Source organism: Anaerofustis sp., assembly GCF_019420015.1.
Lineage (GTDB): Bacteria > Bacillota > Clostridia > Eubacteriales > Anaerofustaceae > Anaerofustis.
In genome coordinates, this window is the sequence record NZ_JAHZIA010000002.1 from 1 (window position 1) to 3,008 (window position 3,008).

Genomic DNA, 3,008 nt, shown 5'->3' on the forward strand with positions numbered 1-3,008 from the left:
TTTAACATTATCAACATTGTTAAACAGTTCTCTTGGTCCGTCTGAACTACTTCCACTGCCGTCATAATATCTTACGTGTTCAAGCAAAGTTCCTTTTTGTATATTAATATCTTCAAAATCATTTATTGTTGTAATAGTATTAACACCATCCAATACATTAACAATTGCTCTAAAATCATCGCTAGGTTCACCTTTATCACTGCCGTTAGTATTACTTGAACGCATTCGGTTATATAAATTACATCCTACGGAATTATTAGTACGTTCAGCGCCTCCGCCCAACAAATTAACAGACACTAATCCGTCAACTTTAGCATGAATTCAAAAGGTTTATTTCAACCTCTTTATGACTCTTTACTTGATATGTTTTATTTCCTTGTCCGCCGCCATATACGACAGGAGTTCCTGTATTGTTCTTAAGAGTAATATTGGTTTTTCCATATACATCGGCATATTCTTCTCCCGCACCATAAATAGTTCCAAAATTTCCTTTTTCATAAGTAATATTTACATTTCCTTTTACTCCGGCAGAGGTTTCTTCTTTGTCACCGTAACCGCCACCATAAATTGTGGAATTATTATTAGACATATCGTAATTTGACACTGTTATATCTACATTACCGCCTACATAAGCATTCCCTTTATATGCATAACCTGCTCCGTAAATATTTTTGCCGCCGTCTTTTACGGAACCATGATAAATCTGTACGTTACCCGTTACAATAGCATCCGCTTCACTTGCATCTCCTCCACCGTATATTATTGGACGAGACGTTAATTGTGCATTATTTATATTGATATTTACATTCCCAATTACATTGGCAGTATTGGAAGATTTATATATTGTAAGACCGCCTCCATAAATTTTACGTCCCAAACCTGTTACAATAACATTTGTATCACCTGTTACATTTCCGGCACATCCGCCACCATAAATATCGGTAACTAACAATGAACCTTTATTTTCTATGTAAGTGTTACCTGTTATATCGCTGAAAAAGCCTCCGCCGAAAATTTTACCACTGTATTTTGATGTGTCTTCCTTTGTATAAACACCACTTTCAATCAGTAATTTGTGTCCGTTTGCAACAATAACAAACATTGAACTTAAATATGGACTTGAATTTTCAACAACATCTAACATTAAATTATCCAATGTTAAATTACCACTTAAAGTCATACTTGGGTTTTTGCCATTGCTTGTACTGCCTTGAGCCATTTTTAAAATAGAAGTTTCTTTGTCATTACCGGTGATAGTTATATTACATGAAGGTGTTTTCCAATTCTCGGGTAAATTGATTTCATTAACGACAATAAAAGTATCACCATCTTTTGCATTTGACATAGCATCAATAAAAGATATTGCGTTTTCAGCACTGTCTCCGGTTGCATTACCTGAATTAGTTTGGGCGACATAAACTATATTATTATCTGATGGTGGATTTGCATTCGTAACTTTAGTATTTTTTTCTTTCTTTTTACTCTCCGATGAAACAATATCCTGATTTGTATTAAGCAAATCATTATCGGTTGTTTCAACTGTGTTTTCTTGATTGATTTCCTTTTTAATGTCATCTTCTGCGTAAACAACAGATTGATGTCCATTAAAAACGGTAGGTAATATTAAACTCATAGCGAGCATAATTGACATTAATCGTTTAATATTTGTTTTCATTTTTCGATATTCCTTTCTTTAAATATTCTCAAAAAGTACACTTTTTGAGAATAGAATAAATTAATGGAAATTATCAGAAATGACAAAAAATAAATAGAGAAAATGTAAATCACACTTGTAAAAATAAATATTTTTGTTTAAAATATAAAATATAATAAAATTTTTAAAAAGTGTACCTTTTGATAGCTTATAACAGATTATTTTTTTTCAATAGATGGTATTTTTTTAATTTTCTGTAAAATGTGGATTTGCTCATTTTACATACTTCCAAGACTTCTGATAAAGAAAGTTTTTTATTTTCCCAATTATGAACGAGTTCTTCAAAATTCTCAGGGACTTTTATTTCAGGTCTGCCGAATTTGATTCCTTTTGACTTTGCTATCTTTATACCCTGTGCCTGTCTTTTTTTGATATTTTCACGTTCACTCTGTGCGACAAAGGATAAAATCTGTAATACAAGGTCGGCAATAAAAGTCCCCATCAAGTCTTTACCGTTTCTTGTGTCTAATAAGGGCATATCTATGACGCATATATCAATCCCTTTTTCTTTTGTCAATATTCTCCATTGCTCCTGTATTTCGAGATAGTTTCTGCCTAAACGGTCAATACTTAGAATATAAAGCAGATCTCCTTGTTTTAATTTCTCTATAAGTCTTCTGTATTGTGGACGTTCAAAACTTTTTCCAGACTGTTTATCTGTATAAATATTTTTTAAGTTTACATTCTTTTTTGTTAATGCGACAATCTGTCGTTCTTCATTTTGATCTATACTTGAAACCCGTACATATCCATAAATCTTTTCCATTTTTTATCAATCCTCCTTTACTATGGATATATGAGAATTATCATAAAATAAAAAAAGCATTTTATTGTAAAAGTAAAATGTTTTGTTATTTTATTTGTACAGAAATGACGTTATATTTTAAAGATCATGTTTTGTAATTTCTTATTTTTCTTTATAAGTTGTTATATATAAATCTGTATTTTATAGAATATATTCGTAAATTTTTTGTCGAAAATTATGGTATATTACATTCAACATTGTGTTTATATACATTTTTTCATCGGTTTTGCATATACTTTAACGGTAATGTTTATTATGACGGATTATTGACTTATCCTCTTTTCCTATTAAAAGAATAAATAAATATTTTATATTAGGGGTCAAAGTTATGAAAAGAAAAATTTATTCCAAGGATATAATTTTAATACTTGCTGCCAGCTTTTTTTATTTCGCAAGTCCAATGACGGTGACTCCTTTGATAGTAGGGTTTTCGGAAAGTTTGGGGGCAGGTGCTTTTTTGATGGGTATTATCGGAGGGCTTATGAATTT

General features: G+C 30.9%; 3 protein-coding genes. All 3 read right to left on the reverse strand.

What is annotated here, in order from left to right; all coding sequences use genetic code 11:
• The coding region (locus tag QZ357_RS00630) for a hypothetical protein (protein ID WP_290770685.1) at positions 1 to 297 on the reverse strand (297 nt) is incomplete at its 3' end.
• A gap of 13 nt (positions 298 to 310) precedes the next feature.
• Positions 311 to 1,675, reverse strand: coding sequence for a hypothetical protein (locus QZ357_RS00635; protein WP_290770686.1), 1,365 nt, complete (start codon positions 1,673 to 1,675; stop codon positions 311 to 313).
• Positions 1,676 to 1,862: 187 nt separating this feature from the next.
• The gene (locus tag QZ357_RS00640; protein WP_290770687.1) at positions 1,863 to 2,480 is read right to left on the reverse strand and encodes a recombinase family protein; all 618 of its coding nucleotides are present in this window, start codon (positions 2,478 to 2,480) and stop codon (positions 1,863 to 1,865) included.
• Positions 2,481 to 3,008 lie beyond the last annotated feature (528 nt).

What these genes read in the sequence shown, in the direction of transcription:
- QZ357_RS00635 (WP_290770686.1), bottom strand. Translation starts at nt 1,675, where the DNA reads ATGAAAACAAATATTAAACGATTAATGTCAATTATGCTCGCTATGAGT.
- QZ357_RS00640 (WP_290770687.1), bottom strand. Translation starts at nt 2,480, where the DNA reads ATGGAAAAGATTTATGGATATGTACGGGTTTCAAGTATAGATCAAAAT.